The following is a 25,981-nucleotide window of genomic DNA, read 5'->3' as shown; positions in this document are numbered from 1 at the left end:
CTTTTCTTTTAAAGCAACGTACAGACGGAAAAATTCAAAATTAGTTTCAAAAAGTTTTTATTTTTTTTTGCAACAAAAATACCCGTATCAATTTGCTGATACGGGTAACGGGTCTTCCAAAAAGGAAGTAAACTAGATGAAAATAAAGGGTGAAAAACTCAGAGTCTGACACACTGTCAAACTTACATTCTAAATGAGGGGATTTAGAATAATATTTTCTGAGCTAACTAGCTCCTGGAGAAAGCGGTTAGCTCAGACTTATTTGTACTGTATTACAAATAAGCTCTTGCTACATTTATAATGATAATGATTATCACTATCATTGTCAATATAATTCAAAAACTTTTTAAGTATTTCTAATAGAACGACGGTATTGAAACTGTTTCCATTGAAAATGAATAAAGCAACCTATACAAAACCCTAAAATCGCAACAAATGATGCTACTGCCACCATTATTGTAAAACTATAGGCAACGATTGGAAGTTGGAATACAAATCCTAGTAATCCCCCTGCTAAACAAATACTAGCAATCGTCGAATTAAACTTTTGCTGAGCAACATCTTCAGGAATATAGGATTTTAAATCTTTCGTTAAAAATAACCTGGCTATTCGCATAATCGGATTAAATCCAGTAAAGATTCCAAGTAAATTCGCTACTAAAGGAATTGCTAAAAGCCAGTATTGTCCCGTCACCCATGTTAATATGACAGATAGAAAAATAGTCCATTGATTTACTCGAACTAACGGTCTTGGAATAGAAATAGGTTTCATTTTAAAACCAACCTTCCTTATATGTTTAGTTTATAGTAGCGTTTTTGCACTCGTTTGTGAAGAGAAATGTTATAGTAAAGGTAAACAACTTTTAAGAAAAGGTGATTGGAATGCCTGCACTTTCATACGATCAAGTTCGACAATTAAATTCTTACAGTATTTTTACAGAGGAACCAGACCGTCCATTATTTACATTAGCCAATTTACATAAAGACTTTTATTTAACTGACTTTCGTAATTTAATGATGGGTATAACAAATGCCGCAACCGAAACTGCAGCAATTTCCCACTTCGGTCGTCGCTACGGCATGTTTGTGGCAATGCAGTTTTATATGCTGACAACTTATGATGAAGTCTGGGATGGCAAGCCTGAAAATTTAAGATTTGCGATTGTTCAGGAGTATGGGATTCATACACTTGGTATGTATATCAATCCGAACGATTTCCGCTATGTGGAAGATGATGAACGTGAGCGTGTGGTTACCGATATTTTATATAAAGCATCGGTCATTATTGGTCAGTTACGTAAAACGACGACAATTTCGCCACTAATTTTATGGGAGAATATTTTCGGCTATATGCTTTGGCATTACCATACATTGCTCGAAAACCCGGCACTGGCAGACCGCGCCTTTGAGGATTTGGAATTGCTAGAAGGAAAAGAGGTTTGGCGCTACTTCTCAGATAAATCATTGTTTTTAAATTACACAGGCGGAAAAAGTCCATCTGCACTAATTAATCAGCCAGTTAGAAAAAGCTGTTGCTTCTCGAAGGATATTCCAGGCTTAATGGCTTGTGGATTCTGTCCGATAAAATAATAGATAATTTAAGTGTCGTTCAATAACGGCACTTTTTTAATTTAAGGGTGTCGGAGCGTAGATGTTTTCTAATAAGTGAATTGCTTTTTCTAATAAAATCTGAAAAGTTCTAATAAATTTTTGAGTTGCTAATAAACTTTGCCTATGCGCTAATAAAGTGGTCAAAAGTTCAAATAAATACAAAGTACTTTCTAATAAACATTCCAAGTTATCTAATATCCGCTTCAACTTTTCTAATATCCACTACCCCCCGCTTCTTCCAAACAAAAAACGATGCTACATTTCATAGCATCGCTTCAACTCATTATTCATTTGCGCAATTTTTTAATGTCGTGGCTATTACTTTCACTCCATCAATTAATGCCTTTTCATCAAACGACATTTTCGGGTGATGAAGACCCGGTCCTAGATTTGCACCGACCCCTATCATCGTTGCCTTCAATTGGGGATTTTTTATCGTATAAAAATGGAAATCATCGCTGCCCGGTGTTACGACTGCTTCTGCTAAACTTTGTTGTCCCAATGCTTCAATAATTGAGCGCTCCGCTAAAGCAGCCGCTTCTTTAGATACTTCTGCACCCGGTGTGACATCTAACCAGTCAGAAGCAACATCAATATCGAACATCTCTGCTATTTGCTTTAAACCTTTTTCCACGTAGTTTTGCACTTTTGTCAGGACTTCATTCTTTTGAGCACGTACATCAATCGAAAAGCTTGCATTGCCCGGAATAATATTCACACTTCCGCCATCCGCTACAATCTTCGTTAACTTAGCGGAATACACTTCAAATGGGTCAATATGAATATTTTTCAACATGTGCTGAATCGCTACAATTACATCTATCGCATTTTTCCCTTGATGTGGACGAGCACCATGTGCATCAATTCCAGTAATTGTTCCTGATAAAAATGCAGCAGCCCCATGATAAATGGCCGGAGCAACTTTCCCTAAAGGGAGCTCTTCCATTGGACGTAAATGCACGCCAAATAAATGTGTTACATCTTCTATAACACCGCGTTCAATCATTGCTAACGCTCCACCACCTGTTTCTTCAGCCGGTTGAAAAATAAATCGTATTTTCTTCTTTAACGATTCATTTTTTAATGCATAGAGCGCCCCCAAAACGATTGAGATATTTGCATCATGTCCACAAGAATGGTTCGCCTGCATCACGCCGTCTACTTCTTGCCAAAGTGCATCAATATCTGCACGAACCGCGACTGTCTCGTCACCTTGCCCAATTTCTGCGACAAGCCCTGTCACATCGTCAAACCTTTTATAGTTTACGCCCATCTCATCTAATATTTCAGCTATTTTAGCTGTCGTATTAACTTCCTTCCAGCTTATTTCAGGATTTGCATGGAAATACTGAAACCAATCAAAAATCATTTGCTCCGTTGAATCTACTGCTAACATGAAACGCACCTCGAATATTATTTAGTATCCCTATTATACAGTACAATATTTATAATCTACATTATTACTGCCCAATAAAATGAAACTTCAACTGCCAAAGTCTCAATGCTCGCGTAAAATTAAAAAGGTATCTATCCTAATTGCTTAATTGGATAGACACCGGTAAGTTCTGAAAAAATTATGCATATCAAAAATTATATTATAGGCTTGAGAAAAATCCATTTGGGTATTGAGTACGCTCTTCATTTTCCAACACCTCTTGCTGCTCCGTTGATTCGAAGTCCATCTCTTCATCGAACAAGTATGTCTCAAGCATTGATTTTAAAATTGTTGTCATCCACATCCACCTCTTTTTAATTATTAGAATTTTTAGTTAATTTAAATAATATAATGGATTTTTTATAAAATCAACTATTATTAGCTGTATATGCATAAATAGTATTAAATCCATCTTATTTTGAGATAAATTAAAAGAGCGCCTGAATTTAATATTCAAACGCTCTTCCGTATTTTAAGAAACCGCTATTTTTGATGTTGTTTTTTTATTCCTTGTCATCCATTGAATAATAAACATAATTACAAAGACAGCTAAACCTAATGTATCTGTCATTGACTCTGGGTAAATCATTGCTAGACCCGCAGCTAATAAAACAATACGTTCAATCCAATTTACCGAACGATACCAATAACCGATAACCCCAACACCTATTGCGATCATACCCATTAATGCCGTAAATACTACCCAACCAATTTGCCAGATTGTTACATCAATCATTAGCAATGCCGGTGAGAAGATGATCATATATGGAATAATGAAGGCAGCAATTGCCAGTTTAGCCGAGTTTACACCTGTACGAATCGGATCTCCACCTGATATACCCGATGCTGCAAAGGCGGCGAGCGCGACTGGTGGTGTTATATCTGCAATAATACCGAAATAAAATACAAAGAAGTGTGCTGATAATACAACAATAATTGGTGCTGCACTTGCTGGTACATCTGGCGCCAATAACGCAATAATTGCCGGAGCAGCGATTGTTGATGTAATTACATAGTTTGCTGTCGTAGGTGCACCCATACCTAAAATTAATGATGCAATCATTACGAAGAACAATGTAATAATAATACTACCACCTGCCAGTTTAACTAAACTGTTTGCAAGAGATAGTCCTAAACCAGTTTTTACAACAACCCCTACAATAATTCCGGCACATGCCGTTGCTGCTGCTACTGCTAATGCTGAACGTGCACCATCAACCAGCCCGTCAATGATTTCCTTAAAGCCGAACTTCACATCAGGATTAATAAAACCTACAATGATACATGCTAAGATCCCATAAAGGGCAGCGTGAATTACCGGTATGCCTGACATCATCAGTACAATAATTAACACGATTGGAACTAATAAATAAATTTTCTTTAATACATGCGAGCGGTCCGGCATTTCATCATCCGTCAGACCACGTAAACCTAATCGCTTCGCTTCAAAGTGCGTCATAATCCAGATCCCTGCAAAATATAGTAATGCCGGAATTGCAGCTGCTTTGGCGATATCCCAATACGTTATTCCACGTCCAATAAACTCAACCATTAAGAACGCGGCTGCTCCCATAATCGGAGGCATCAATTGACCACCAGTGGATGCTGAAGCCTCTACAGCACCTGCGAAGTTTTTATTATAACCAAGACGTTTCATCATAGGGATTGTATAAGAACCTGAAGTTACTACGTTGGCTACAGAGCTCCCTGAAATTGTTCCTTGTAATGCAGATGAAAAAATCGCTACTTTAGCTGGACCACCTACTAATTTACCTGCGAGTGAAATAGCTAAATCATTAAAATATTCCCCTACACCTGTTTTAACAAGAAATGCACCGAATAACAGGAAAGCAAAAATGAATGTAGAAGATACTGCTAGCGGTGTACCTAAAATACCATCTGTCGAGAAGTACATTAAGTTAACAATGCTATCTAAGCTTTGTCCGCGATGTGCCATAAAGTCCGGCATGTACTGACCATAAAATGCATAAAGTAAAAACAGCCCGGCGATAATGGCGATTGGTAATCCTACCGCTCGACGTGCCCCTTCCAACACAATAATAATTGCTAAAAGCCCCACAACGAAATCTAATGTTTCCAACTTCCCTAAACTTTGAACAAGTCGGTCATAATTCAACACCCAGTAACTTCCAACAAAAATAGCTATAGCTGCTAAAATATAATCATAAAATGGAATGGAGCGTTTTGATAGCTTACGACTTGCCGGGAATAGTAAAAATACAAAAGTTAAAGCAAATCCTATGTGCACTGTACGCTGAATTTGAGCTGGAAACTGTCCGAATATGGCTGTGTACAATTGGAACAGTGTAAATGCCAGTAAACCAAAATAGATGAAATGCTTCATAATATTTTGCGGGTTACGCTGATTCGATTCTATATCGTATTTCTCCAGTAACTCCTGCTGCTGTTTTAGCGTAAGCGCTTCGTTTAATTCCTCTGAAGTTCCTGCCATTTTTTTATCAGTCATTTAATTCGACTCCTTTCATTTTGTCATATAAAGACAAGTTTTTCACTTTTATCAAATAGGATTTCCCACGTACTAATTGCTCCTTTAAAGGTATAATTCTACCTTTATGCTGGAGATCCAATTTATAGTCGACATCCCCAATATGTAGCGTAAATTCTTTTAATTTTGCGTCCATATATTTAAGGGTATAGACGCCATTTTCATAGTGAAGCGTTTGCCCTTCCTCCGCATAACTTGGCATACCGATAGCCACATCCGAATATTCCATTGAGAGTAATTGAAGATTGTTGGTAGGAAGCACTTCATAACTTTCTATCACATCAGTTAAATGAATGGAATGCGTAAAGACGAGTTGAAATGTATCTTCGTTTTTTAACGGCAAAAAAAACTGCTCCGGTTGTTCAGTTTTAGTCTCCGTAAAAGTGATACTACGCTCAAAAGGAATAAAAAAAAGCGCACTAACGGATAAAGCAAGGATTATTAATAACCACTTTTTCATCTAGATCCCCCGCTTAAAAAGACACCCTTGCACTAATAAGGTATAGATATAAAAGACCTCTGAAGCATTTTTTTGCAACAGAGGCCCTTGTTTCTTGTTACTACTTAACTTCATCAAAGTATCGTTGTGCACCTGGGTGAACTTCAATACCGATTCCGTCTAAGCCTGTTTCAGCTTTAATGAATTCGCCTTTAGCATGACCAATTTTATCCGTGTTGTCATAAATAGCTTTCGTCATGGCATATACTAAATCTTCTGGCAGGTCTTTTTGAACCGCTAACATCGCACCTACTGATACAGCTGGGACATCAGATTCCAAACCATATGTGCCTGAAGGGATCTTATCCACTGCGTAGTATGGGTATTTCGCGATTAATTCTTCTGCTTTATCTGCTTCAACCGGTATAATAGTTACACCATTTGTTGCATTTAACGCTTCTACAGCACCAGTTGGGTAACCAGCTGTAATGAATGCTGCATCAATTTGACCTGATTGAATACCATCAGTTGATTCACCGAAGTCTAAATTTTGCGCTTGAATATCGTCTTTAATTGATAAACCGTGGATTTCTAATAATTGCTCAGCGTTTGCATAAGTACCTGAACCTGGTGCACCTACAGAAACTTTTTTACCTTTTAAGTCTGCAAACGTTTTAATACCTGAATCAGCTAATGTTACTAATTGAACTGTCTCTGGATATAAAGCACCTAATGCTACTACAGAGTCAATTTTTTGCCCTTCAAACATTAAAGTACCTTGTGTTGCATAGTATGCGATATCTGTCTGAACGAAGGCAATTTCTCCCTTGCCATCAGCTAACGCCGTCATATTTGCAGCAGAAGCCTGTGATACTTCCGCAGTTGTTTTTACCCCAGTATCAGTTGTGATTAAGTCCGCAAACGTACCACCTAATGGATAGTAAGTCCCTTGCGTACCACCTGTTAAAATACTTAAAAATTTAACATCACCATAATCCGCTTCCGTTGCTGTATCACCTGAGTTAGACCCAGTATCAGTTGTAGATGTGTCTTCATCATCACTGCCACAAGCAGCTAGCACTAACATAAATACACTTAGTACTAATACGAATAGCATATTTTTAGATTTGAACATAAAATTTCCCCCTTTACACCTAATATGGATACATTTTACATAGAATAATATTCAAAAGTCAATTAATATTTCAAAAGTCTCATTTTTCAAATAATTATATTATTCTAATAAAACCGTCAAAATGCTGTGAAATGTAGTTTTTCACTAAAGAGATATTTATGAATAAGTTATTTGATATTTATATTTGATAAATTTTATTCCATAAAAAAATATCATGTACGGAATGCACATGATATTTCTTTATATAGAATTTTAGTTTTTTATTCAACTACACCACAAACTATACGTGCTCCCGAATTACCGGATGGATCTGTTTTATAGTCATCTGCTTTTTCATGAATAACGACAGACGTGCCATCTTCATCAAATAAAGAATTTTTCTCGCCTTTTTTTAGTGTGAAATCAGCCGTTATAAAGTTTAAATGTACTTCACCAGATTCATCCGCAGTTATATTCGGTAAGTCACCAACATGTGGCCCTGAAGGATTCTCCACCCCATGCTTTTTATTGGTTGGATTAAAGTGTGCTCCCGCTGATTCAAATTTAGGAGGTTCACATTTACCAAACTCATGTAAATGGATTCCGTGGTCACCTGGAGGCAAACTGTTTAAAATAGCTGTTAGTTCTACTCCTTTTGTTGTCTCCGTAAAAACAATTTCACCAACCAGCTTTTCATTCGTATCATACATAATTGCCTTTGCTGACAATGCTTCAGGTGCACTTACAGGAATCTTTTCTTTTTGAAAGAAGTTACATCCTCCTAACATGAGTACACTTAAAAATAAGATTATAATTCGCACAATATCTCCTCCTTGAAGCTAGTATTTCAATTAAGGAGGGCAAATATACAAAAAAGCCACCCAAAAGTGAGTGGCTTAATCAGTATTAATTTAAAACTTTTATTGTAACCGTACGACGTCCCCATTCATAGGCACTGTTTAGATTTGGGATGAATACATCGATTTTATTGCCTTTAATTGCTCCACCTGTATCAGCAGCAATAGCTTCACCATAACCCTCCACCCAAACTTTTGTACCTAATGGAATAATACGTGGATCCACCGCAATTACTTTTAAATGAGGATTGGCACGTAAGTTTGTACCATTTGCGGTTGTGCCGGAACAGCCCTCACAATATGCAGTATATGCTGTTGCTTCAACAGTCATTGTTTTTCCTTCATTAGGCGCTTCACCTGAATATGTCGGCGTCTCTATTTCTGGCGGTGTCCAACTGGCTTCTCCTGATGCACTTTTAACTTCACTAGCCGCCACTTCCTCCTCTAAAGGTCCGGAAACAGTGAGTGTATCGCCCGCATAAATCATATTTGAATTGAGACCATTCCATTCCTGTAATTGGTCCACCGTAACCTCATTTTCTAACGCAATTCTATATAATGTATCGCCTTGTTCAATTGTATATAGGGGATCTTCTATTGTAACATCCATTGTGTCACCAACATATATTACATCATTCGGATAATTATTAATTTCTTTTAAAACGGCGACAGACGTCTCGAATTGTTGACTTATACTATAAAGCGTATCATCCGATTCAATTGTGTAGGCAGTTGCTTCATTGGCAAAAATTCCACTTGAAGCAATTACTCCAGCCAATAAAAATACTAATAGTTTTTTATGTCTCAAATCTTCTTTCCCTCCAAATTCTTAGCAACTAAGTTTACTCATTTTCACCCTGCTCCAAATTTACCGCAAATACATTGCAATTTTATGTCGCTTCCATGAACCCTCCATTACAAGCATATTTCAGAGCTTTTGGATAATTATTACTAATATTGAAGGGAATTATACATAGAGTTATCATTTTTTTGCGGAGTGACAACAAAGATAGATATAGAAGTTGCCATTTTGTTTGCAGGCATGTTACAAATACTACATTCAACTCAACATTTTTCAATTTCGTCGATAATAAAGAAAAGGAGGGATTACTTTGGAAATTAGCTCTATGATGGCAGCTCAAGTTGCATCTTTACAGCAAACAGTGCAATTAAGCATTCTTGACAAAGCAATGAATATGGGGACAGCCACTGCTGTTCAAATGATGGAAACACTACCCCAATCTCAGACAGTTCCAGCAGCCCATCCTTATAAAGGACAATCGATTGACGTCCAAGTTTAGGCTAAAAAGAAAAAACGCTCTTGAACTTTTTCAATGAGCGCTTTTTCTATTTCCTTGTCATATTAATATATTTTTACAAATCTTTTCTCAGCTTTACTCTGTTAACGTCATGTTAAAGTTTAATTAATTACTTTTATAAATTCACTTTTCGGGTATAACTAATAGTACAGTAAAAGTATCAACTTAAAGGAGTGATTCTTATAGGTATCCATACATTTTTTACAAGTTTAAATGATTTAGAACGCATCATTCGTTGTCCCGGTCGATTTAAATTTGAAGAGCATAACGTGGCGGCACATTCATGGAAGGTATCTCAGTATGCGATGTTTTTTGCAACTTTAGAGGAACGCGCAGGGAGTAAAATTGATTGGAAATCTTTATACGAAAAAACAATCAATCATGATTTCGCTGAAGTATTTATTGGAGATATAAAGACACCGGTCAAACATGCGAGTGTCGAGCTAAAACAAATGCTTGCCCATGTCGAAGAAAAAATGATGGAAAAGTTTATTCTAGAAGAAATACCACCTGATTTGCAGGATGTATTTTTTGATCGAATGAAAGAAGGTAAAGATCAGACGATTGAAGGTCGTTTACTTGAATTCTCTGATAAACTTGATCAGTTTTATGAATCATTTTCAGAACTTAAGCGTGGAAACACCGATAAGGAATTTGTTTATATGTATGAAAGTGCGTTAAGTAAGCTCCTATTAATCAATTTACCGGTATCTGTTGCATACTTCCGCAATGAAATTTTATCAGATGTTGTGACGGAAAAAACGGTGATTGATATTGCTTTATTAACAGAAAATATTCTACAACAACATAACGACTAACGACAGAAGGCTTCCGAAATATAAGGAAGGCTTTTTTTTTGGATTCAACACTCGAAATGCGTAATGAGGTAAATAGAGGAATGATTTTCCCTTATTTCAAAAATAAAATAAAAAATCGTAAAAATAAGGGCATGAATTTCCGTTATTGACCTAAATAACATGAAATTCCGTGATTTTATTTAAAATAGCGGTAAAACGTTCCCTTATTTATCCTATAATAGGCAACATCATTCAAATAACGGTAAAATCCCCCCTTATTTAATGAGGGCATGTTCCCCACTAGTTCTTGAAAATGGTGAGGAGCTTTTTTTTCCTTTTTTGTAACGAATTCTATTTTGAAGGTACTATAATAATAAACATCATTTTGTGAGGTGAACTGAGTGGATGCGCTAGAACAGTTATACCGGGAGCTGCAACCGAAAATATACGCTTATTTTTATATTAAAACATCCAATTCAGCCATCGCTGAAGATCTTACACAGGATGTTTTTTACGAAGCAGCAAAATCGATTCATACATATCGCGGTGAAGCGGCACTATCGACATGGCTTTTTCATATTGCAAATAACTTATTAAAAAAGTATTACCGTAAAAAAAGTTATGAAAAGAGCTTAGCATCCAAAATGGAGGCACAACCGTCAATTACACTATTTACTACCGAGCAACTCATTGAAATAAAAGATGAATCCAAACGGCTCCTGTCAAAGATTGAACAGCTCGGACCTCCGTTTAAGGATATTGTATTGCTTCGAATTATTGGTGAACTAAGTTTTAAGGAAATTGGTGAGCTGCTAGAGCTAAGCGAAAACTATGTACGTGTTAATTTTCACCGGCAAAAAATTAAGCTACAACGAGAGGAGGAATTGTTATGAATTCATGTAAAATTACCGAGGATTTATTACCTTTATATGAAGAAAACCTTGTTCAGCCTGAAACAAAACAATGGATTGAGCAACATTTAGCCAGTTGCCCTAATTGCCAAAAGCTTACTTCCGCCACAATGGAAGAATTACCGGCACTCCCGTCACCTAAAAAGGCAGCTTCAAAAATGATTAAGCACGCACATTTAAAACTTACGATTTATCAGCTATTGTTCGTTATTCTTTCTTTTGTCTTTGCTATAAACACTTCATTATTAAATGAAAGCTTCACATTTATTTTGTCTTATTTTATTTTAGGAATTGTAACATTTTACTTTTATCGTCATACAATTCTCACGCTATTGTTGGCATTCGTACCTGTATTTATTTGGTCAATTTATACAACAATTGATTCTTTCGGCTCCTATTCGAATTGGTACACTGACCAAATCATTTACCACGCCTCTACCCTTTCACTTTTATGGGAAATTACTTTGGGTGGTCTATTTACTGCATTTATTCACACGATCTTTACTGTTCTGGGAATTATCGTTGTCAAACTACTTATTCAAGCTTTTAACAAGGAGGATTCGATATGAAAAAGTGGCTTTCAATTCTATTGGCCCTCGTTATTACAGGTTCCGTACTGTTCGGTTATAACGAATTTAACGGCAATTTCATTTCTAAACAAATTGCTAAGTCTACGATAAAGGCATACTTAACCGAACATTATCCAAATACCAATTTTCGTGTAGAAAAAGGCTCCTATAATTTTAAATTTAATACCTATGATTTTGATGTAACTTTCAATGAAGAACCTAATTATTGGAACTATACTTTTGAAGTAGGCCCTAAATATGTACCAAATACGATTGAAGCTAAGATGATGCATTATGATTCAAGGGATGAGGCAAAATCGAATGACTGGAGCGATCAAGGTTCACAATATGTAAAAAACTTATTAAAAGCATTCCCGGTTGCTAACATATTTTACTCAATCGACGTACCGAATCAGTTTTCACAAACGGAGTGGGCTCCTACCGTAAATGTTATCGTTCCACCTTCGATTACAATGGAATTCCCATTATATAAAGGTGAAACAAAAGAGGAATTTATAAAAATTGTTCAAGAAATTCAATCTGTGTTGGACGCAGATGATATTAAGTATGATACTGTTTTTATTTATATGGATGAACAAATTGATAACCGTGACGGCAAAAAAGAGGGCTATGCATCCCTTTACTATGAAAGAAAGTACAATGTAGAATTTCAGGCGAATATGCCAGTTACTATAGATGATATTCATTAAAACGAATCAAATCATTTGACTTTTTTTGTCGAACGTACTTTCTTGCACATAGCAGAAAGTTGTTATATTATATGAATAAGGCTACGTTGTACGTACGAATATTAAGTTTTAACCTTTATACTTATACAGGGAGTTTTACATCGATGTTGGAATGGCGTGCCTGGACTCTTTTGACTTCAGGATAGACAGGATAGCATTTGCGAACACCCACTTTGAGGAGTGGTGGTTTAAAACTTTCTATAATAACTACGGCAATGTGGCTGCTTACATAAGCAGCATCATATCAAGGTTTATACAGCATCTTAACCAAATTGGTTGAGGTGCTTTTTTCATTTTTATTTATCTCGCGTATCATCATCGATTAAATTGTAAAATTCCATGTGTTCAGAGCAAAAAGCCACACCCGATTGGATGTGACTTCGAATATTACTTTACTTCTTCTATAGAAACAATGTGGTTTGTAAATATTAGTTCTGATTGCTCTTCTTTACCATCATTTAACACGAATCTTATATAACCAGAATGAAAGTGACCGTCATCCTTTAAATACATTTCTTCAAATTCCTCAAGACTGGCTTTCATCTCTATCTTTTCTCCATTACTTAAACGTAAAATTAAACTCATAACTATACCTCCATTCATACTAATCATAATTCAAATGGAAATTATTGTCACTACTATATCTTGAATAATAAAAAGCCGTTAGTAATATTCAACGACTTTTATATAGATAGACCTTCACATATCCATTCACCCTACTGAGTTGTGAGTTACTTGGACTATTGATTTTTAAAAGATCTAGTTATGCTTGTTTTAATACCACCAGTGATCGTTTTAATGCTTCATCACATTGAATGATAAAAAAGCCCAAGTATTCTTCTTGGACTTTCCCTTCCATTTCTACTTCATAAATTTATTTATAATTTATTTTATTGTAATCATCATATTGTAATCTTTTTTTAGAATACTGATTACTTTGCCGTTGGAGTGTTCTAATTGTAAGGTTTCCCATTCATTCGGTTTGTTTGGCATTGTTGAAAAGTCTTTAATTTTGTTAAATGTCGTTGCAATATCTGTATCGTCTTCTAGTGCATACGGTAAAATTATTTCTAGCATAGGGAACGTTGATTCTTTAGAAATATCTATTTCACTAAAGAACTCGTTGTTCCTGTCATAAATATTAAATTGACCCATAAAGTGATGATTACTTGGCGTTTTCCAGCCTTTTTCACTTATCAATAAGTTTCCGGCAACCCCATTAATAGTTAAACCCGGAACCTCTTTTAATAATTCCGGCAATGCATCCACTAATATCGATCGTATTTCTGGTGATTGCCACAATGTTTCATTAATAATATTTCCGCCACCGGTTGTTATTTTTACTATTGGCCATTTCCGGATAATGTTTGCCGCATCTTCATATGTATCTGTTTTTTGGAGGTAATTACGTTTCGGTTCAATCTCCAAACGGTTCTCATAATATTGAAGTGTTCTATAAAGAAATGCTGAAAAATGCTGGCGGCTTATAGTTTGCTTTTCGTTAAACTTTTCACCATCACCTGTTGTAATACCTAAATCATATAAGTAGGATACGTAAAAATCATATTCTTCGGACACATCTGTAAATGGATGTTTCTTTGGATCTTGCTCATAGTTTAATTCAAATAAGTTAAATCCCGAAAAAAGCAATTTAGCCATTTCACCGCGTGTTAGTTCTTTATTTGGTTCAAATTTCCCGTCTTTCGTGTACATTTTGTTGCCATCAACCATTGCTTTAATAGCTGTGTAATGACTATTTGTCGTATTAACATCCAAAATCTTAACATTCTGCTTTTTTACGTACTGTACTTTTTTAATATCAATAGTACGATACATAAACGTTGCTGCTTGTGCTCGTGTAACTTTTTCATTTGGAATAAATTCGCCTTTTGAACCTTTTATAATCCCCGCATCTGCCATCTCAGTAATCTCTTTGTAGTATGGATGATTTGTAGAAATATCTGAAAATTTTTGTGAGCTTGCCTCTGCTTGCGAAAGAAAAAATGCCAATACAAGCAGTGGTGCTGCGATAGTGGATAGAAATATTTTAATTTTCATTTTAACCCTCCTCTTTAATTACCATAATACACCAATGATTTCATATGGGCATACTCCTTTTATTAACTAAAATTAGGAATATTACTCCAAGATTCTGTTTTCTTAACAAGAAACAGGGTAAATATTTACAATTGATGTTCATCTATGACAAAATTTATAAAATGATATCATTTTGGAGGAAACGATATGAAGCAAATTTTATGTATTGGTGAATTATTAATCGATTTTTTTACAACTCAAACCGAGCAATCAATAATAGAAGCAACTACCTTTGAAAAACAAGCAGGTGGAGCTCCTGCCAATGTTGCAGCTGCTATCGCAAAACTCGGTGGTCAAGCGTATTTTTGCGGAAAAGTGGGTGACGATGCATTTGGTCACTTTCTGAAACAAACATTGGAGCATGCAGGCGTTCATACAGATCAGCTTATTTTTGATTCAACTGCCCCTACTACTTTAGCTTTCGTATCCAGAGAAGCCAGTGGTGAGCGGGATTTCATCTTTAACCGAGGCGCTGATGAGCTGCTTTGCATTGAAGACCTTAATCTCCAACATTTAATGTCGATTGATATGATTCATTTCGGTTCAGCAACAGCTCTTTTAAGTGAACCTTTTAGCAGAACTTACGAACAGTTAATGCAAACTTTATTATTACAAAATCATTTTATTTCATTCGATCCAAATTACCGTGCTGACTTATGGAAACACGATACTGAACAGTTTATTCAAAAATGCGAACCGTTTATCGAAGCAGCTCACTTCATTAAAATGAGTGACGAAGAATTAATGTTATTGTCTCGGGCAGAGAGTTTTGAACAAGCGATTGAATGGCTGAGTCAGTTTACTGACAAAACAATTGCCATTACACAAGGAGCTGACGGGACAGTACTCGTTCAAAACGGAAAAATAACAACTGTACCACCAAATAGGGTAAATTGCATCGATTCAACAGGGGCTGGTGATGCTTTTGTTGGTGCCGTTTTATATGAGCTGAGTAAACGTGATGAAACGAATCTTTCTTTTAATGAGTGGGTGAACATAATTGAATTTGCCAATTTTGTCGCTTCAAAAGTTTGCGAAAAAGTCGGTGCAATTGATGCACTTTTAGCATTAGAAGACATACAACAATAAAAAAAAGAAGGTATGCTAAAAATTCTTTAGCATACCTTCTTTTCATCAGCTAATTAGGAAGTATGATTTCTACTTTTGTTCCCTTCCCTAGCTTGCTCTCTATATTAAATTGCCCTTCATGCCGTTTTACAATTTCCGTGACAATAGCCAGTCCAAGACCACTACTTTGGCTTGAGCGTGATGGGTCAACGCGGTAAAACCGTTCCTTTACCTTTTCCAGTGCTTCCTCAGGAATTCCAATGCCATAATCCTGTATAACAACGATTATTGCATCGTCTTTTTTATTGCACGTTACAATAATTTTCCCTTTATCTTCACTGTATCGAATCGCATTTGACAGTAAGTTATCCCATACTTGCTCAAATAATTGCTCATCAGCAAATACTTCAATTGGTTCCAGCTCATATACAAGCTCCATCTGCTTATCATCCAGCTTCCAGCGCTTTGAAAACAGACGTTCCTTTAATTGTTTATCCAAGGAATAACGCTTTTTTTCTATCGGCAGATTTTTCTGGTCCAATGAGCTCAACAGTAGCAACTGCTTTGTCAATGCTGAAAGACGCTTCGTTTCCTGCTCAATTATTTCTAAATACTGCACACGTTCTTCTTCCGTATTCTCCGCATCTTTCAAGACATTTGCGTACCCTTGAATATTAAGTAACGGCGATTGAAAATCATGCGATACATTATTTATAAAATCCTTCTTAATCTGATCGTTTTCCGCTAAACGATTGGCCATCTTTTGGAACTGTGTTGCAAGTTGACCGAGTTCGTCGTTCCGATCAATTTGCAAATAAATATCATAATCTTCCTGTGCAATTTGCTCGGTTGCCTCTTGCAGCTGTTTTAACGGCCTTACAAGCTGACGTGCCAGCAAAATCATTGTCAAAAGAATTACAACGGCCGTAATAATAATAAAGCTAACGAGTAATAAATGCATTTCTGAAAAGAGCGTTGCGTTAGCTGGCCGAATGAAAAATGCATAATTTTCATTATTAAAGCTAAAGGCCACCCCAACTGTATTTTGAATATCATTCGCAAAATGATCCATAAATAAAGAAGATCCTTGATACTCCTGAATCCCGTGATAATCATTATCGGTACCAATAATATTCAGCATATCATCGTTTAACTCAATCTTGTTGAAATTATTGCCATACATTGACACATTTCCTGATTGATTAGCTACTGCAATTTGATAGCCAAGCTTGGCAACCGACTCAAAATAGGCTTCATAGCTGTCTCTCGGCATTGTCGTTATAATATTTTTTACTTCCTGTGCTACTTCATAATTTTTGGCATCCGTATTCGGCCGAATTTGAGATTGATAAATTTGACCAATCAACAACATAGACATAGTAATACTTACAACGATAACTGCCAATGTCACTACAATATATTGCTTATACAATGTTTTCATTTTAATTCCTCTATTTTATAGCCAATGCCTCGTACTGTTTGAATTTTTACGCGTGCATTCACTTCTTCCAATCGACTTCGTAAACGTTTAATATGGGTTGTCAGCGTGAAGTCGTCCCCATCATAATCATAGCCCCATACTTGCTCCATCAGCTGGTCACGCGTAAACACCACTTCCGGCCTCGTAGTTAGAATGCTTAGCAGTTCAAATTCCTTTAAAGGTAATAATAATACTTGCTCCCCTACTTTAACTTCAAATGTCTGTCGGTCAATCAGCATATTGGAAATTTTTGTTTGACTGCGTTCAAGTTTTTGAAAACGACGTAAAATTGCACGTACTCTAAATAAAAGTTCCTTAGGTTCGAATGGCTTTACCATATAATCATCCGCCCCAGCCAAAAAACCTTTTTCCTTATCTTCCAGTGTAGTTTTAGCGGTTAACATTAATACCGGAACACCGACTTCAGTTAAGCGCTTCGTCAAAGAAATACCGTCCATTTTCGGCATCATCACATCTACAATCGCCAAATCCACTAATTCCTGCTGCAAAATAGTTAATGCCTCCAATCCATTACTTGCAAACAATGCTTCATAGCCTTCTTTTTTCAGATGAATACCGATTAATTTCCGTATAAATGCATCGTCATCTACAACTAAAATCCGCATTAAGTTCACCGCCTTCTTATACTAAAAAGAGACACCGAATTACTCGATGCCTCCCTTTTATCTATTACGCTACGCCTTACTTTTTGTCTTTTTCGAACGTTAAGATCAGCATTGGTAATAGCATACCACGTACTAGGAACGTATCAATAATAATCCCTACAGATACGATAAAGCCAAAGACGAACAAATCAGCAATCGGCATTGTCATTAACGCCGCAAAAGTTGCTGCTAAAATAATACCTGCTGAAGAAATTACACCACCCGTATTACGGATCGCAATTTCAAGCGCCTCTTTCACATTCATACGCTTGCGCTCTTCAATGAATCGGGATACTAAAATAATGTTGTAATCGATTCCTAAAGCAACTAGGAATATGAAAGCATAAATAGGTACACGTGTACTGATAGCATCATAGCCAAATAATGCATCAACTAAGAAGATCCCTAATCCCAGTGCAGATAAGTAAGACACTAAAATTGTTGCCATCATATAAATCGGCATTTTCCAAGATTTTGTTAATACAAATAGCAGTACTAATATTAATATTGTCTCCAAAATTACAATTTTAATGATATCACTGTTATTTACATTGCGTTCATCCACTAATTTTGCTGTCGTACCTGCAAAATATAATTCCCCATCAATGCCTGCCTCCGCTAAATAATCTGCGCTTTTTTCACGCATCTCTTCCAGCTTATCAATCGCTTCAGGAGAATATGGGCTTACATCAAATGCCATTGATAACTTTAATTTTGTGTCATCTTCTGATACAGCAGATGTACGTACTGACGCAATCGCTTCATCTGACATTAAAGCATCTGCTAATGCCTGCTTTTGCTCCTCCGTTAATGCTTGTTCACTTTCAACTAGCAGTGAAGTTGGTGCAAGTTCCCCTTTATCAAAACGTGATTCAACTATTTCATAGCCGACACGTGATGGCAACTCTTCTGGGAATGATTTAACCGTATCATACTCGTATTCCAAGTTAAGTACGTTAAACGAAGTAATTAACATGAAAATTAAAACTAATCCGCCTGAAAGGTAAGGTTTGTTTACAACAAACTTCGCAATCGGCCCCCAAATACCATGTTTTACTTCTTTTGCTTCACCGTATTTCGGAACTTTCGGCCAGAATGCTTTACGTCCAAATAGGGCAAATAATGCCGGCACTAATGTAATCGATCCAAGCATGATTACAAATACAGCAGTACCAAAGATTGGTGCGAAGTTTTGATAATCACGGAAGTCCGCGAAGAATAAAACAAGCATTGCTGCAAGTACTGTTCCACCTGCAAAGAATACCGGCTCACCAGTTGCACGCATTGCGTATTTCATTGCTTCATATTTATTTTCATAATGATTTAATTCTTCACGGTAACGTGAGAATACGAATAAAGAATAATCGATTACAGCAGCAAATAATAAAATACTCATAATCGAAGTTGTAGAGTTATTGATTTCTAAACCAGCTGCGCCCATTAAAGCAACCGATTGATTTACTACTTGATAAACTATTACCGTTGCAAGTAATGGAATAATAGCTAATAATGGCGAACGGTAAATAATAATTAATAAAACTAAAATAATCCCGATTGTCGCAAATAACAGTTGTAAGTCTGCCTGTTCAAATAGCTTTACTGTATCTCCGGCAATCCCCGCAGGACCTGTAATATAAAACTGTGTATCTCCTGTTTTTTCAGCTGCTTCATTCCCGATTTCAGATGCAAAATCGTTAATTTCCGCATACTCAGCATTTCCAAGACCTTTTTCCAACGTCATCGGCACGATCATAGTCGTTTTGTCTTCCGACGTGAAGCCTGCTAAAGCTTGCAGTGGTAAATTCGAGATGTCGATAATTTGATCGATACCTTCAATATCTTCCGCAATCATTGCATTTAAGATTTCTTTCACACTGTCTACGTTAATTTCCCCATCTTCATTATGGAAAACTAGTATACCTGGTGTTCCTTCATCGTTCGGGAAATACTCGCTTAATTTATTTTCAGCGATAATTGACTGCGCATCATCCGGAAGCGACTGGAAGTTTGACACTTTGTATTCACTTAGCATTGGACCGGCACTTAAACCGATCATTAGCACAAGCCAAACAATAAGCGTAATCCAAGCTCCGCGTTTCGTTGACACCCAATCTGTTATTGGATTTAATAGCTTGTTCATTATAATCCTCCTTTTTTCACACTTCTGCATTGTAAAGTAACTATATGAACTCTATATAAACTCAATTGAATTTATCCTTAGTTCGGAAAGTATTAAAAAGACCGAAATGTTGAATTAACAGCATTCCGGTCTTTATAATTGTATTTAGTTAGCTTAGACAATATTTTGTTCTTTTATAAAAATATAATTAACTAGCTGCTTTTTGTCGATTTTCCCAACGGCTGTTTTCGGTAATTCCTGAAGAAAATGAATTTGCTTTGGGACTTTATAATTGGCCAATTGTTCTTTACAATACTGGAAAAGCTGATGCTGAAGATTTTCTGAGGGATTTTCTGCAATTATAAATGCCACAACACATTCACCCCATTTTTCACTCGGAATGCCAATAACCGATACTTCCTGCACTCCTTCATGGGCAATTAGGCATTGTTCAACTTCCTGAGGGTACACATTTTCCCCGCCTGATATAATCATTTCCTTTTTCCGACCTACAATATAATAATCGCCGTCTTTATCCATTTTTGCCAAATCCCCTGTTTTTAACCAGCCTTCATCAAAAGTATTAGTCGTTGCTTCTTTATTGTTCCAATACTGTTTAAAAACATGACTGCCTTTTAAATATAGTTCACCTACTTCACCTTGTGCACATAACTTTCCTTCCCTATCCACAATTTTCACTTCATTAAAAAGCATACTTTTTCCGATGGCGCCCTTTTTCTTCATCGCAACTTCTGCATCAATGAAAAAGTTATTCGGTCCCGCTTCCGTTAAACCATATCCCTCTTTAAATAACAGCCCTTTCCTTTGAAAACTTTCATAGATTGGTGTTGGACAAGGTGCCCCTCCCGATAAAAATACTCTTACCGTAGGAAAGTCGGATTCTTTAAAGTAGGCTGTTTCAATCATCAGCTGATACATTGTCGGCACAAATAACGAAACAGTTGTTTTATAATCATCCACCGCACGAATCGCTTTTTCCGGATCAAATTTTTGACCGATTATAACCGTTCCGCCGGCTAGTAGAATCGGTAATGCAAGTGCATTAATACCACCAGTATGGAAAAGAGGCATATAATTTAACGTACAATCTTTGTCATTTAACCCCCAGCTAATGACAGTATTCATCGCATTCACAGTAACCGTTTCATACGAGAGGACAACACCTTTTGGTTTTCCTGTTGTTCCTCCTGTATAGATTATCATCCACGGCAGTTGCGGATCATCATGCCAGCTGTATGTAGAAGGCTCAACTAACTCCGAGCCGCCGCATGTTAGAAGCTTTGCTGGCAAAAGAAGTTCTGCCCGTTCACTATGCACATCATCAGTAATGAGTAAAGCCGGCGTGCAATCGGATAAAACCGCTCGTAATTCTGGTATAGATAACTTCGTATTTAATGGTACATAGATTAATTCGTTTAATCGGCAAGCAATTAAAATAGCAAAGCTTTCGATCGAATTTTCCATTAATATTGCAACCCGATCCCCCTGCTGCAACTGCTGTTTGGAAAATTTATTGCTCCACCAGCCTGCATGCTGCATCAGCTCTTTATACGTCCACGCTTCTCCCGTTTCAATTTGAATTAATGCTGTTTTATCGGGTGATTGAGACGCTCGTTTTGCAATCCAAAAGTCTAGCTGTTGCATAAGCCATCCCACCTTCTACATCATAATGCCGCCATCAACTTGCAAAACATGACCTGTAATATAACTAGCCTCATCCGAAGCTAAAAATAAATATGCATTTGCGATATCCTCTGGTTTTCCTAAACGCTGCAAGCTTGTAATACCCTCCATTTGCTGCAACACTTTTTCAGGCATTTTTTCTACCATTGGTGTCGCTGTAAATCCAGGAGCTACAGCATTTACATTGATTCCTTTACGTCCAAGTTCCTTCGCCCATGTTTTCGTCATCCCGATAATGGCTGCTTTCGTTGCAGCATAGTTTGTTTGACCAAAATTACCGTAAACGCCACTTACAGATGAAGTACTGATAATTTTGCCTGACCTTTGTGCAACCATATGCGGTGCTACCGCCTGTGTGCAGTAATAAACGCCATTTAAATTAATCTGAATCACTTTATCAAAGTCTTCTTCACTCATCTTTACAAGAGTTGCATCACGTGTAATCCCCGCATTATTCACCAATATATCGATTTTGCCAAAATGCGCAACAACTTGTTCAACCATTTGCTTTACTTCAGCCAGGTTGGAAACATCCACTGCAAAAAAGGCAACGTTCTCCCCTAAATCTGCTGCTAATTTTTCTCCCTGTTCTTTGTCGTAATCAATAACGGCCACTTTTGCTCCTTCTTCCAAAAAACGTTTTACGGCTGCATAGCCAATTCCCCCTGCACCGCCTGTAATAATCGCTACTTTATTTTCTAAACGCATTTTCCACGACCCCTTTTACGATAAAATAAATGTTTCAATTGCCTCTTTTGTTTCACCTAAACTATCGACTAAAGGTGAATGTCCGCAGTTTCCAAGTTTCATAATTTGAGCCCGGCCCTCAAAATCTCCAATAATTTCATTTGTCATTGCTTCAATTACTACAAAATCGCGATCACCGTATAAAATGAATGTTGGAATTTGAATATCCTTCACTCGATTCATTCCTTTAGACACTTCGTTATCGACCGCACTTATATTGAATGTATTTAATGCATGGTACACATCTGCCAAATTGCGCTGTGTTAGCATATCGTCCACATATTGTTCATAACGCGTCTCATCCGGTTGATTATGTGTATAAATCGCACTGTTCCAAATAAACTTTAGACCGTCACGATTTTTCGTATCATACATTTGTTGCATCGGTATTGTTTTGACTGGATCCTGTTCAATTTGTTCAATCGTCGCTAAACGATTTGAAAAATCAGGCGTACCATCCTTATTTGAGCCATAAAACGGATAACCACGTGTAGATCCTGAAGCGAATAACACAAGCTTTTTACTGTAATCCGGGTAATCGGCACAAAACTGCATAGCTACATTGCCACCTGTTGACCAGCCAATGATTGTAAAATCCTTCAACCCAAGTGAATCAACGAAAAGCTTGATATCATCGCTAAAATCCTTGATTGACTTAATTCTTGCATTGTAGGTTGATTCCCCAAAGCCGCGCATATCCACCGCATAAATCGTGAATCGTTCATCCATTGATTCCATCAGTAAATCCCAATGCTTTGAACTCGTCATATTGCCATGCACTAATAAAACAAGTTCATCGCCACCTTCACGCTTACGATACGACAATGTTTCACCATTTGATAATTCCACTTTCGCTAAAACGTCCAGCTTATTCATATTAAGCCCCCCACTTTACTGTAATAGCACCCCATGCATAACCTATTCCTGCACTAACTAACGAAACAATTTGACCCTCTTGAAGCTTTCCTTCTTTTCGAGCTAGATAAAGTGATAAAATCTGATCGATTTGCCCGATATGACCGTAATGTGACAAATAGATTGAATTCCCCTCTGAAAGACCAAGCTCGTTTAGTACATAATCATGTGCGGACTTTTTCATATGAAGCATCGCAACATAATCTAAATTCTCTTCACTACATCCACTTTTCTGCAACGATTGGCGAATTACCTTTAAAAAATTGCTTAAGGACTTTTGCTCCAATCGAAGCTTCATTCCTTCTGGATCAAGTACATCCAATATAAAACGCCCTGCTTGAATATGCTCAATTGTTAGCGGCTCCTTTGTACCACCTACTGGGACCACAACATCCTCTGAGAAGGAACCATCAGTAATAAGGGCTGCTTCAAATACTTCATGACCTCCCGCATTTTTTTGCAAAATCATTGCACCTGCACCTGCACCTAAATTGAACATAAAGCGGGTCCGCTCATTTTCATAATCGATGAAATCATGGTTTCGATATCCCCCAGCTAACAGCACTGTCTTGATGGAATCATCCGCTAGCATTAAGCTTTTTGCTACTTTCATCGCCATAATGGCCGTACCGCAACGAAGCTGTACATCAAAAGCCCAAGCATTTACTGCGCCTATTTCTTCTTGAATTTTTATAGCAGCTGTCCATAAAGGGTACTCTTTATGCTCTTCCCCAATATAGATCACAACATCAATCTCTTTAGCATCCACTTGCGCTTCGGCGATCGCTTCCTTTGCTGCTTTCACACTCATTTCAACTGGATGATCGTTCGGTCCGGCTACGACTTTTTCAATAATGCCCATCTTCGTTTCAACAATTGCTACTGGAATATTTGCTTTTTCTGCAATTTTGGCACCTGTCATTCTTCCTTCAGGTAAATACATTCCTAATCCAGTTATTCCGATCATCGCTGTATCTCCTTTTCGCGAAGCTTTACAGCTGTCTTTGTTTTTTGCCCTTTTTTCAGCTTCCATTCATAGTAGCGCATTGAAACTGTACCTACGATGCCTCGAGGGAAGAAAATCACAGCTAAAATGTATAAAATACCGAAGAAAATAATCCATCTTTCAAAAATCGGATAATCTCTTGCAAGACCTGATAAGTAATGTTGGGCAAATTCAATGACGCCTGCCCCAATAATCGGTCCAATTAATGTCCCCACACCGCCAATAATTGTCATCATCAGGGCATCCAGTGTAATATCCATCGTCATAACACTTGTATTTACAAACCGTAATGAAATGGCGTAAAGCGACCCTGCCAAACTTGCAACTGCACCCGCAATTACAGAAGCAATAATTTTATAACCTAGCGTTTTATAACCTAATGAACGGGTACGTGGTTCATTTTCACGAATCGCTACAAGCACTTTTCCGAACGGAGATGCAACAATACGTTTCAGTAAAATGAAAACCACAACTAAACAAATAAGCACAAGAAAGTAAAAGTAAATACGCTCACGAAACAATTCAGGTGCGCGGAATGTAAATCCATCATTTCCTTTTGTTACTGTGCGCCATTTTTCAGCTAACACTAAAAACAAACCTGAGATAGCTAGAGTAAACATTGCATAAAAGTGACTTTTCAAACGGAGCGTCAATGCGCCGCTTATTACACTAATAATTGCGGATAACACGATTCCGACTACAATTGAAGCAGCAAAGATTCCGATTGACGGACCGAAATCACTAAGCATAATTGCCGTCGTATAGGCGCCAATTCCAAAAAACATTGCATGACCAAATGAAATGATACCCGTGTAACCTAGTAAAATATCGTAACTCATTGCGAGTATTGCAAAAATGCAAAACTGTGTTAATAAAATCGTCATTGTACGAGAATCCAGTACAAATGGTAATACGGCCATGACCCCGACAACTATTGCGTACACAATATTCACTTTAGATAATAATAATGGCTGTTTAATCATCAAATCACCCCTTCGCAACCGTAAATAAGCCTTGTGGACGGAAAATTAGTACACTTGCCATTAAAATCATATTGACTGCAACGGATAAAAACGGCACATAGTATGCCATGAAACTTCCGGCAAGCCCTACTAAAATTGCTGCCATTAATGAACCTTGGAAGCTCCCCATTCCGCCGATTACTACAACGATAAATCCTAAAATCGCATATTCCATTCCCATTTCCGCATATACAACCCCTGAATACGGAGCCATCAGCATTCCGCCTAACGCAGCCAATGCTGCACCGCACATAAAGACAATTAAAAATACGCGCTTAATGTTGATTCCTAATGCCTGTGTCATTTCCCGATTCATAACTCCAGCCCGAACGACCAGCCCTACTTTTGTACGATTTAAAATGAAATATAAAATCCCAAATAAAGCAAAACCTACTACGATAATAAAAATCCGGTATTTAATAATTGTTAAATCGCCAATTTGCCAGCTCCCTGCTAAATAAGAAGGAACTTTAACAGGTACACCGTTTGGACCGAACACAACTTTAATCATCTCCTGAAGCACGAGCATAAATCCAAGTGTAATTAAAATTTGCTGTACGTGATTTCCGTAAACCGGCTTAATAATGAGCTTTTCAGTAATAAATCCAAGAACAAGACCTGTGAGAATCGCGACAACGATTCCGACTATAAAACTGTTGCTCCATAAATAGGTGAACACCCCTGTATAGGCACCCCATACGAACAGTCCGCCGTGCGCAAAGTTCAGCACATCCATTAACCCGAATATTAGCGTCAATCCGGCTGCCAGTAAGAAAATAAGCATTCCTGTCGCTAGTCCATTTATCGTTAAACTAATTATTAGTTCCATC

General features: G+C 37.1%; 26 protein-coding genes and 1 other RNA gene. 8 read left to right on the top strand and 19 right to left on the bottom strand.

All coding sequences use genetic code 11. The features are described from left to right. Positions 1 to 346: 346 nt before the first annotated feature. Positions 347 to 772, bottom strand: coding sequence for a DUF4395 domain-containing protein (locus NYE67_RS01640; RefSeq protein WP_340728966.1), 426 nt, complete (start codon positions 770 to 772; stop codon positions 347 to 349). A gap of 110 nt (positions 773 to 882) precedes the next feature. On the opposite strand from NYE67_RS01640, the gene NYE67_RS01635 reads away from it, so the two are divergent. Next, positions 883 to 1,590 (top strand): Fe-S oxidoreductase, encoded by a 708-nt coding sequence (locus tag NYE67_RS01635; RefSeq protein ID WP_191701260.1) that lies wholly within the window; start codon positions 883 to 885, stop codon positions 1,588 to 1,590. A 304-nt stretch (positions 1,591 to 1,894) separates the two neighbouring features. On the opposite strand, the gene NYE67_RS01630 is transcribed toward NYE67_RS01635, so the two are convergent. The 7 genes from NYE67_RS01630 to NYE67_RS01600 form a co-directional block, all read right to left on the bottom strand. Then, complete coding sequence (locus NYE67_RS01630; RefSeq protein ID WP_191701261.1) at positions 1,895 to 3,007, bottom strand: amidohydrolase; 1,113 nt, start codon at positions 3,005 to 3,007, stop codon at positions 1,895 to 1,897. Positions 3,008 to 3,206: 199 nt separating this feature from the next. Continuing rightward, a complete protein-coding gene (locus NYE67_RS01625) occupies positions 3,207 to 3,344 on the bottom strand; it encodes a hypothetical protein (RefSeq protein ID WP_191701262.1) in 138 nt (45 codons plus the stop codon). Between the two features lie 174 nt (positions 3,345 to 3,518). Continuing rightward, entirely contained in the window at positions 3,519 to 5,534 is a 2,016-nt protein-coding gene (locus NYE67_RS01620) for a TRAP transporter permease (protein ID WP_191701263.1), read from the bottom strand. Continuing rightward, positions 5,527 to 6,033, bottom strand: coding sequence for a DUF1850 domain-containing protein (locus NYE67_RS01615; protein ID WP_191701264.1), 507 nt, complete (start codon positions 6,031 to 6,033; stop codon positions 5,527 to 5,529). The genes NYE67_RS01620 and NYE67_RS01615 overlap by 8 nt, the downstream gene beginning before the upstream one ends. A gap of 100 nt (positions 6,034 to 6,133) precedes the next feature. Then, complete coding sequence (locus NYE67_RS01610; RefSeq protein ID WP_191701265.1) at positions 6,134 to 7,147, bottom strand: TAXI family TRAP transporter solute-binding subunit; 1,014 nt, start codon at positions 7,145 to 7,147, stop codon at positions 6,134 to 6,136. Positions 7,148 to 7,407: 260 nt separating this feature from the next. Beyond that, positions 7,408 to 7,947: a superoxide dismutase family protein gene (locus tag NYE67_RS01605; protein WP_445683363.1), complete on the bottom strand. Its 540-nt coding sequence runs from the start codon at positions 7,945 to 7,947 to the stop codon at positions 7,408 to 7,410. An 85-nt stretch (positions 7,948 to 8,032) separates the two neighbouring features. Continuing rightward, positions 8,033 to 8,791, bottom strand: coding sequence for a LysM peptidoglycan-binding domain-containing protein (locus NYE67_RS01600; RefSeq protein ID WP_340728965.1), 759 nt, complete (start codon positions 8,789 to 8,791; stop codon positions 8,033 to 8,035). A 304-nt stretch (positions 8,792 to 9,095) separates the two neighbouring features. Here NYE67_RS01600 and NYE67_RS01595 point away from each other — a divergent pair, with 304 nt between their 5' ends. The 6 genes from NYE67_RS01595 to ssrS all read left to right on the top strand — a co-directional run bounded on the left by NYE67_RS01595 (position 9,096) and on the right by ssrS (position 12,556). After that, positions 9,096 to 9,284: a putative motility protein gene (locus NYE67_RS01595; RefSeq protein WP_339214885.1), complete on the top strand. Its 189-nt coding sequence runs from the start codon at positions 9,096 to 9,098 to the stop codon at positions 9,282 to 9,284. A gap of 191 nt (positions 9,285 to 9,475) precedes the next feature. Next, positions 9,476 to 10,120, top strand: coding sequence for a YfbR-like 5'-deoxynucleotidase (locus NYE67_RS01590; protein ID WP_191701268.1), 645 nt, complete (start codon positions 9,476 to 9,478; stop codon positions 10,118 to 10,120). A 380-nt stretch (positions 10,121 to 10,500) separates the two neighbouring features. After that, positions 10,501 to 10,992 (top strand): RNA polymerase sigma factor, encoded by a 492-nt coding sequence (locus NYE67_RS01585; protein ID WP_340728964.1) that lies wholly within the window; start codon positions 10,501 to 10,503, stop codon positions 10,990 to 10,992. After that, complete coding sequence (locus NYE67_RS01580; protein ID WP_340726760.1) at positions 10,989 to 11,579, top strand: zf-HC2 domain-containing protein; 591 nt, start codon at positions 10,989 to 10,991, stop codon at positions 11,577 to 11,579. Before NYE67_RS01585 ends, NYE67_RS01580 begins: the two co-directional genes overlap by 4 nt. Next, a complete protein-coding gene (locus NYE67_RS01575) occupies positions 11,576 to 12,289 on the top strand; it encodes a YfjL-like protein (protein ID WP_340728963.1) in 714 nt (237 codons plus the stop codon). Before NYE67_RS01580 ends, NYE67_RS01575 begins: the two co-directional genes overlap by 4 nt. 75 nt (positions 12,290 to 12,364) lie before the next feature. Further along, positions 12,365 to 12,556: non-coding RNA, 6S RNA (ssrS, locus tag NYE67_RS01570), on the top strand. A 159-nt stretch (positions 12,557 to 12,715) separates the two neighbouring features. On the opposite strand, the gene NYE67_RS01565 is transcribed toward ssrS, so the two are convergent. Both NYE67_RS01565 and NYE67_RS01560 read right to left on the bottom strand, forming a co-directional pair. Then, positions 12,716 to 12,913: a hypothetical protein gene (locus NYE67_RS01565; RefSeq protein ID WP_191701272.1), complete on the bottom strand. Its 198-nt coding sequence runs from the start codon at positions 12,911 to 12,913 to the stop codon at positions 12,716 to 12,718. A 300-nt stretch (positions 12,914 to 13,213) separates the two neighbouring features. Further along, positions 13,214 to 14,386: an S-layer homology domain-containing protein gene (locus NYE67_RS01560; protein ID WP_340728962.1), complete on the bottom strand. Its 1,173-nt coding sequence runs from the start codon at positions 14,384 to 14,386 to the stop codon at positions 13,214 to 13,216. 186 nt (positions 14,387 to 14,572) lie between these two features. On the opposite strand from NYE67_RS01560, the gene NYE67_RS01555 reads away from it, so the two are divergent. Then, a complete protein-coding gene (locus NYE67_RS01555) occupies positions 14,573 to 15,514 on the top strand; it encodes a carbohydrate kinase family protein (protein ID WP_340728961.1) in 942 nt (313 codons plus the stop codon). Positions 15,515 to 15,563: 49 nt separating this feature from the next. Here the strand turns inward: NYE67_RS01555 and NYE67_RS01550 are convergent, their stop codons facing one another. The 9 genes from NYE67_RS01550 to NYE67_RS01510 form a co-directional block, all read right to left on the bottom strand. After that, on the bottom strand, positions 15,564 to 16,934 hold the full coding sequence (locus tag NYE67_RS01550) for a sensor histidine kinase (protein ID WP_340728960.1): 1,371 nt from the start codon (positions 16,932 to 16,934) through the stop codon (positions 15,564 to 15,566). Continuing rightward, positions 16,931 to 17,599: a response regulator transcription factor gene (locus NYE67_RS01545; RefSeq protein WP_340728959.1), complete on the bottom strand. Its 669-nt coding sequence runs from the start codon at positions 17,597 to 17,599 to the stop codon at positions 16,931 to 16,933. Before NYE67_RS01545 ends, NYE67_RS01550 begins: the two co-directional genes overlap by 4 nt. 76 nt (positions 17,600 to 17,675) lie before the next feature. Next, entirely contained in the window at positions 17,676 to 19,778 is a 2,103-nt protein-coding gene (locus NYE67_RS01540) for an MMPL family transporter (protein ID WP_340728958.1), read from the bottom strand. A 153-nt stretch (positions 19,779 to 19,931) separates the two neighbouring features. Then, positions 19,932 to 21,422, bottom strand: coding sequence for a class I adenylate-forming enzyme family protein (locus NYE67_RS01535; protein WP_340728957.1), 1,491 nt, complete (start codon positions 21,420 to 21,422; stop codon positions 19,932 to 19,934). 15 nt (positions 21,423 to 21,437) lie between these two features. Next, entirely contained in the window at positions 21,438 to 22,169 is a 732-nt protein-coding gene (fabG, locus tag NYE67_RS01530; protein WP_340728956.1) for a 3-oxoacyl-ACP reductase FabG, read from the bottom strand. A 15-nt stretch (positions 22,170 to 22,184) separates the two neighbouring features. Next, the gene (gene phaZ, locus NYE67_RS01525; RefSeq protein WP_340728955.1) at positions 22,185 to 23,084 is read right to left on the bottom strand and encodes an intracellular short-chain-length polyhydroxyalkanoate depolymerase; all 900 of its coding nucleotides are present in this window, start codon (positions 23,082 to 23,084) and stop codon (positions 22,185 to 22,187) included. A 1-nt stretch (position 23,085) separates the two neighbouring features. Next, positions 23,086 to 24,090, bottom strand: coding sequence for a 3-oxoacyl-ACP synthase (locus NYE67_RS01520; RefSeq protein WP_340728954.1), 1,005 nt, complete (start codon positions 24,088 to 24,090; stop codon positions 23,086 to 23,088). After that, on the bottom strand, positions 24,087 to 25,112 hold the full coding sequence (locus tag NYE67_RS01515) for a branched-chain amino acid ABC transporter permease (protein WP_340728953.1): 1,026 nt from the start codon (positions 25,110 to 25,112) through the stop codon (positions 24,087 to 24,089). The genes NYE67_RS01520 and NYE67_RS01515 overlap by 4 nt, the downstream gene beginning before the upstream one ends. 4 nt (positions 25,113 to 25,116) lie before the next feature. Continuing rightward, a complete protein-coding gene (locus NYE67_RS01510) occupies positions 25,117 to 25,980 on the bottom strand; it encodes a branched-chain amino acid ABC transporter permease (RefSeq protein ID WP_340728952.1) in 864 nt (287 codons plus the stop codon). Between the last annotated feature and the right edge of the window lies 1 nt (position 25,981).

The sequence above is a fragment of the Solibacillus sp. FSL W8-0474 genome, from assembly GCF_038004065.1.
GTDB classification, from domain to species: domain Bacteria; phylum Bacillota; class Bacilli; order Bacillales_A; family Planococcaceae; genus Solibacillus; species Solibacillus faecavium.
Note: the sequence above shows the minus strand (reverse complement) of the source record. Positions and strands in the feature narration are given on the sequence as shown.